We start from the raw sequence: 6,244 nt of genomic DNA, 5'->3' as shown, positions 1-6,244 counted from the left end.
TGCAGCAGAGGTTTCTGAGGCACCTGTTATACTGGATGAATATGCGAATACTAGCTCGGCCGGTTCTGTGATTGCATTTCATAAGCATCGATCAGAACTCGAAACCGGTGATTATGGTGTACTTTGCTCTTTCGGTGCAGGCTATTCTGTTGGTAATATAATCCTAAAGAAACTATAACAACTAAAAAGTAAGCAGAACTATAATAAGAGATTAAGTATGCGCTTTTGTTACCACGCTCTAATTTTATTATTTCTAAGTACCTTTACGCTTAATGCATTCGCTAATGATGAAGCAGAAGAGCCTTATTATGACCCTAGATACGCAGAAATAGATCCTTATGAGTCATTTAATCGAAGCATGTTCGTATTGAATGATAATTTGGATGAGTATCTCGCCACTCCCTTGGCAAAGCTTTACAGATTTGTAACGCCCGGTTTTGTCGATAAAGGTGTTACCAACTTTTTTGGCAACCTCAATGATGTCGAAACCTTTGTTAACTCTTTGCTGCAGGCTAAGTTTCACAACGCGGTTGTTTCTCTTAACCGAGTTATCTACAACACTGTTTTTGGCATAGGCGGCTTGTTTGATGTTGCGACCTCATTTGGCCTGGAAGCCAGCGATGAAGATTTTGGACAAACACTTGGTTATTGGGGTTATGAAGAGTCTACCTATCTTGTGTTACCTGTTCTAGGGCCATCTACCGTCAGAGACTTTAGCGGACAAATAGTAGATTACGTTGCCGACCCGGTTGACTATCTTGTCGAATTCTCAACTGAAGAAAGTATTGCTCTAAAGGCTGTTGATTTAATAGATACACGAGCAGACCTGCTAGCTGCGAACAACTTATTATTCAAAGAAGACCGCTACGCCTTCTTCAGGAGTGCCTATTTGCAAAATCGAAACTTCCTTATTAAAGATGGCGAAGTAGAAGACCCGTTCGCTGATGATGAAGATTTTGATTACGAGGACTTCTAATATCAGGCTTATTTAACATAAGTTCACAGGGCTTAATACAAGTTCAATATATCTGCAGAAAAAAATAACCTATAGTTGATTGATGGGATAAAAGATAAAATCAACTATATGGCTCGCTTTAAGATGCACACCACGATAAAAAAAGAAAAACAAAGAATGTCGCAGGCTACCTCATTCCTTGAATGGAAGGACGCCGCTCAAACACTCGACTCCATGCAACATAATGATGCCTGGAAAGACAATATTGCTTCTGATGTATATAACTACGAACTTATTTCTGATCGACTCTGTCTTTTAAGAGAGCACAAGCAAAATGGTGATCTCACCGCTTTGTATCGAGACATTCGCGAAGGCTTGCATCATGACCTTGGCAATATGGGTGACATACGCCTTTATAACCAATGCTATTACGGCACCAAAACACTCATTGAAGAATACGTTGAAGAAGTTTGCGATTGCCTTTCCTATCTTTGCGATAGGCAAACCTCTGATATGCCATCAAATAAAAAGTTAGATTTTTTTAAAGATGTACTTTTATCCTTCGGTCGCCCCGCATTATTGCTAAGTGGCGGCGCTTCCTTAGGAGTCTTCCATATCGGTGTTGTAAAGGCCCTGTGGGAGCATGGCTTATTGCCAGATGTCGTAACTGGCTCAAGCGCCGGTTCTATCATTGCTGCCGCCTTAGGGACGCATACCGATGACGAACTACCTTCCTTGTTTGACCCTAATACCCATAATATGAAAGCCTGGAAGTGGATGGGCCTATTGAATGGTATTAAAGGCAAAGGCTTTATGGATCAGCGTCAGCTGCAAGACTATATTCGTAGTTATGTAGGTGAATACACGATGCAAGAGGCCTACGAGAAGACGGGGCGGAGTATTAATATCACTGTTTCGCCTGTCCAGGCTCATCAAAAGGCTAGATTATTGTCAGGTTACACATCTCCATACATGCTAACGTGGAGTGCATCGTTAGCGTCTTGCGCAGTTCCAGGAATTTTCCCCCCGGTTAAACTGCTTAAGAAAGATGAACATGGACACAACGTACCGTATATGCCCCGCTTACGCTGGGTTGATGGCAGCATGGTTAGCGACTTGCCAATCGAGCGCCTAATGCACCTCTACGATGTTAATTATTCTATCGTAAGTCAAACCAATCCTCATGTAGTGCCTTTGCTGGAACGAACAAAAGGGCTGTCTAGTAATCGTTTCTTAAAATTACCCCTAGCGCTTGTTAAAGCCGAAGCAAAATTTCATGGCCAGGCAGTGAGTGACTATATAAGAACTCATACCAAATCTGAGATGCTTCGACAAGTTTCTGGTCATGCTTATTCTATGATGTCTCAGAATTATTATGGCGACGTCACTGTTGCTCCAAATTACAAGCTTGGGCACTATATGAAGCTGCTTAGCAATCCCGATACGAAATTCATGAAGGAGTTAATGCTTCAGGGTGAGCGCGCGACATGGCCTAAATTAGCGATGATTCGTACACATTCCAAAATAAGCAAGACACTCGAGAGCTGCATTTCCCGCTTAAAGACTGATGTTAGAACGCATCGTGGGAGCCTTAGTTTAATTGATGATCATAAGGCAATCCGTTAGCGAGTGTAAGGACTTGCTTTTGGCGAGCCCTGTCTTTAAGCTTTGCGTTTGCTACCAAGCTAAACTTCGCAACTACGCTAAGCTGACGTCATGTATCAGGACTTTTTTGGTCTTAAAGAACTACCTTTTTCTATAGCGCCTGATCCCAGGTATCTATATATGAGTGAACGTCATAGAGAGGCGCTTGCTCATCTTTTATATGGTGTATCCGGGCAGGGCGGTTTTGTTGTTCTTACAGGTGAAGTTGGAACAGGAAAGACGACAATTTGCCGTTGTTTTTTAAATCAGATTCCAAAAAATACCGACGTAGCATTCATCATAAATCCGAAGCTCTCGGCACGTGAGCTTATGGCATCAATATGTGATGAGCTTGGAATAGCGTACCCCGATTCAGCATCAATTAAAGTCTTAAATGACCTAATTAACAGCTACCTGCTTGATGCACACGCTAACAATCGCCACACCGTACTCATTATCGATGAAGCTCAAAACCTTAGAGTTGATGTACTAGAGCAGCTGCGCTTGCTTACTAACCTTGAAACATCTGAAAAGAAATTACTTCAGATAATTTTGCTTGGGCAACCCGAATTAAGGGAAGTGCTAGCTCAGAATGATTTAAGGCAGCTCGCTCAAAGAATCACTGCAAGATACCACCTGTGTGAGCTGAGTAAAGTTGAAGTTGGTGCTTATGTTAATTGTAGATTATCGGTTGCGGGGCGACGCGGGCGTTTATTTAATCAAAAAGCAATAAAAACTCTTTTTAACTTGAGTGGTGGCGTACCGCGATTAATTAATCTTATTTGCGACCGCGCCTTGCTCGGTGCTTATGCAATGCAAGAGGATGTTATTGATGCAAAACATATTAAGAGCGCATACGCGGAAATACAGGGGCCAAAGTTTAAGCAGCCACTAAAACTAAGTTCGTCAATCAAAAGGGGGATAATTGCTGTCCTGCTAACAATAATTGCCAGTATTGGAGTATTTGCTTTGGACAAGCGATACGACAACAGAATAGCTGAGCTGGAAAGTATAATCTCTTCTTCCAAAACAGAGCCCGAGCTGCACCCAGCCTCAGTAAAACAAATCACTCCTGAAGAGGGCGACGACTCCAAGGCTATATCAGAAAGCGGTACTTCAGCAGAAGAAGTGGCAGATTTACAGCAATTTTCAACTACGGAAAAAAGCCCCGCTAAGGCTCCTTATGCTGATAACTCATCAATACAGATCCCGATCATTAACGACCTATCTTCTCTCAAAACCCAGAAAGATGATCGATATCATGCATATCGCATGATTTTAGAGCGTTGGGGAATCGACTATCCTTTAGCCCCCTTTATGCTGGCCTGTGATTACGCCGAAATGTACGGTCTTAAGTGCTTGCATAAAAATGGTAATTGGCGCTCGTTACTAAAGTTAGACCGACCCGCGGTGTTAACCCTAGTCAATGACTATGGCGAGTCGCTATATATCGCAATACTGGGGGTTGAAGGTAGTGATGCCTTGGTTTCACATAAGAATGAGAAGTATTGGGTTTCTCTTGACGAAGTTGATCGCTACTGGTTTGGGGAGTACTCAATTGTTTGGAAGGTTCCTCCTTACAAATCGAATCTCGTAATGCCAGGACAGAAAAAAGAAGAGGCATGGTTGAGGAAAAGCTTGTCTCGACTCAGTCAGTATAAAGCCAATAAAAGCGAACCAATTGAAGACCAGATTAAGCGCTTTCAAGCCAGCTCAGGCCTTGTGCCTGACGGCATCGCGGGCAGCATGACGCTGATTCATATAAATTCGCGCCTTAACTTAGGCGTCCCTCGACTTATGGGGGCGAATTAGCATGTCATACATTTTAGACGCCTTGAAAAGGTCAGAACAGGATAGGCATCAAGAGAAGGTTTCTTCGATTAATAACGATATGATGGTAATGCCAAGGAATATGTCGCGACAGCCTCTTTGGCCTTACCTCCTAATATTTGTCCTTTTACTTAATGCAGGTGCGTTGATATTTTATTTTCTAGGCAGCAATTCTACTGATGAGAGTGGAAGCTCTGAAAATAGCCTGTTAACTGACAATAAAGCACTCTCCTCGACTGAGCCGGACATTAAGGATACTGGCCGTAAAACCAAGGCACTTCCATCCCATCTCATTGATAAAGCACCCATTCAAGCAAAGCCTCTTCCTATTCTAAAGGATGACTTTTCCGATAAACGCTCTGCTAAGGAGGATAAAGAGCCAGTCGAAGCTGACGATGTTATCCGACCTAAAGCGGGTGTTAAGCGCATCAGCCCGCCGCTTGCCGAGCCTTATTCCGAAGCAGCCCCGGTTTCTAAAGCTGTCGAGGAAAAAATATTGCCGACAAGTGTGAACGACGAGAGCGATAGAAGCAAACAAATTAGTAGTGCACCAAATGCATTTTCAGACCTTCCTCTACTAAGTGAAATGAATATTAGCTTTCAAAGGGGGGTTCCGACAATAGAATTTAGCAGTCATATCTACTCTTCAGAACCGAGCGCACGAAGAGCCATGATTAATAATTTGTACTTAAGGGAAGGGGATGGTTTCTCTGGCTTAGTCATTAGAGAAATTGGAGAGTTTTATCTTGCGCTAGACAAGCAAGGAACCATCTTCAAAATACCGGTATTGCGCGACTGGCAAGCGCCATAGAACGTTAGCGCCGCAATATGGCTAGCCATCGCCAGACATTCAATACACTTGCTAGAGTTGCCGCGACGTAAGTCATTGCAGCAGCTTTAAGAATCTTACGGCAAGGCTCGATTTGATCATCTTGCAGATAGTTACCTTCGGTAATTATCGGAAGTGCCTTGTTAAAACTTGCATCCCACTCCATAGGCAATATTACTAATTGAAGTGCCACTGAAATAAAAACAGCACAAAGCCCGCATAGTAAGCTAATAATTCCGAGTTGTGGTACCTTAAAAATAACAACAAGAACCGGAATAATCCCAAGCATTGCGATCGCAGCCTTTTCTATCAATAATGCTATCGGGGTGTACCGCTCTCTTAGTCTGACTATCTTTTCATTCCTATGATACTGAAGCGCATGGCCAAATTCATGGCATGCGATAGCGACTGCGCTAATAGAGCGCCCATCGTAGATGTATTTGGATAGCCTAATCGTAGACTCATGTGGAGAGAAATGATCTTGCCCGTCAGGGCATTCTTCAACCTTAAGGTCTACTAGCTCGAATCTTTTAGATAAGTGTTTTACTAACTCAGCACCGGTACCAGGAATATCAGGTAAATCTTGAGCATATTTTTTTATGGTGTATTTAACCCATATACCTGGCGTAATGAGTACAAATAGAATGAGGGCAATTAAAATATAAATCATAAGGCGAGTGTAGCTTGTTGCTAAACCAAAAAAAAGCCCGCTTAATCGCGAGCTTTATAAGGCAACCTGAGCTTTGTTAGGACAAAGCCTTAACCGTTTAGCCTCTTTTCAATTTCAATATACTTAATAACAGCATCTTCAGGAAACATGAGCTCGCTTCCTTGTTTAACGCTTTTAATTAAGCTCTCGCGGGCATAGCGTTTCACCGTAACTTCGGTTTTTCCCATCATTGCGCTTGCTTCAGCGAGTGTTAGTAACTTTTCTCCGCCTGACATACTTTGCTCCAAATAATATTAGTCGTAAAAAATCGAATATG

7 protein-coding genes are annotated in these 6,244 nt (G+C 42.6%); 5 read left to right on the top strand and 2 right to left on the bottom strand.

All coding sequences use genetic code 11. The features are described from left to right. From A3761_RS25830 to A3761_RS15950, 5 genes are all read left to right on the top strand, one after another. The coding region (locus A3761_RS25830; protein ID WP_304439619.1) for a 3-oxoacyl-[acyl-carrier-protein] synthase III C-terminal domain-containing protein at positions 1 to 178 on the top strand (178 nt) is incomplete at its 5' end. Positions 179 to 217: 39 nt separating this feature from the next. Continuing rightward, the gene (locus A3761_RS15965; protein ID WP_082865131.1) at positions 218 to 976 is read left to right on the top strand and encodes a VacJ family lipoprotein; all 759 of its coding nucleotides are present in this window, start codon (positions 218 to 220) and stop codon (positions 974 to 976) included. 108 nt (positions 977 to 1,084) lie between these two features. Next, positions 1,085 to 2,581: a DUF3336 domain-containing protein gene (locus tag A3761_RS15960; protein ID WP_068510686.1), complete on the top strand. Its 1,497-nt coding sequence runs from the start codon at positions 1,085 to 1,087 to the stop codon at positions 2,579 to 2,581. Positions 2,582 to 2,740: 159 nt separating this feature from the next. Beyond that, positions 2,741 to 4,411 carry an ExeA family protein gene (locus tag A3761_RS28855; RefSeq protein ID WP_304438873.1) on the top strand — a complete coding sequence of 557 codons (1,671 nt, stop codon included), beginning with the start codon at positions 2,741 to 2,743 and terminating at the stop codon, positions 4,409 to 4,411. 1 nt (position 4,412) lies between these two features. Continuing rightward, positions 4,413 to 5,240 (top strand): general secretion pathway protein GspB, encoded by an 828-nt coding sequence (locus A3761_RS15950; protein WP_068510690.1) that lies wholly within the window; start codon positions 4,413 to 4,415, stop codon positions 5,238 to 5,240. Between the two features lie 4 nt (positions 5,241 to 5,244). Here the strand turns inward: A3761_RS15950 and A3761_RS15945 are convergent, their stop codons facing one another. Both A3761_RS15945 and A3761_RS15940 read right to left on the bottom strand, forming a co-directional pair. Next, a complete protein-coding gene (locus A3761_RS15945) occupies positions 5,245 to 5,928 on the bottom strand; it encodes a zinc metallopeptidase (protein WP_068510691.1) in 684 nt (227 codons plus the stop codon). 89 nt (positions 5,929 to 6,017) lie between these two features. Next, positions 6,018 to 6,203, bottom strand: coding sequence for a helix-turn-helix domain-containing protein (locus A3761_RS15940; RefSeq protein ID WP_068510693.1), 186 nt, complete (start codon positions 6,201 to 6,203; stop codon positions 6,018 to 6,020). Positions 6,204 to 6,244: the final 41 nt, after the last annotated feature.

It is taken from the genome of Oleiphilus sp. HI0123 (genome assembly GCF_001635315.1).
Note: the sequence above shows the minus strand (reverse complement) of the source record. Positions and strands in the feature narration are given on the sequence as shown.

Bases quoted from the DNA above. Each gene is read 5' to 3' on its own strand.
- A3761_RS15950 (WP_068510690.1), top strand. From the start codon at position 4,413: ATGTCATACATTTTAGACGCCTTGAAAAGGTCAGAACAGGATAGGCAT.
- A3761_RS28855 (WP_304438873.1), top strand. From the start codon at position 2,741: ATGAGTGAACGTCATAGAGAGGCGCTTGCTCATCTTTTATATGGTGTA.
- A3761_RS15940 (WP_068510693.1), bottom strand. From the start codon at position 6,203: ATGTCAGGCGGAGAAAAGTTACTAACACTCGCTGAAGCAAGCGCAATG.
- A3761_RS15965 (WP_082865131.1), top strand. From the start codon at position 218: ATGCGCTTTTGTTACCACGCTCTAATTTTATTATTTCTAAGTACCTTT.
- A3761_RS15945 (WP_068510691.1), bottom strand. From the start codon at position 5,928: ATGATTTATATTTTAATTGCCCTCATTCTATTTGTACTCATTACGCCA.
- A3761_RS15960 (WP_068510686.1), top strand. From the start codon at position 1,085: ATGGCTCGCTTTAAGATGCACACCACGATAAAAAAAGAAAAACAAAGA.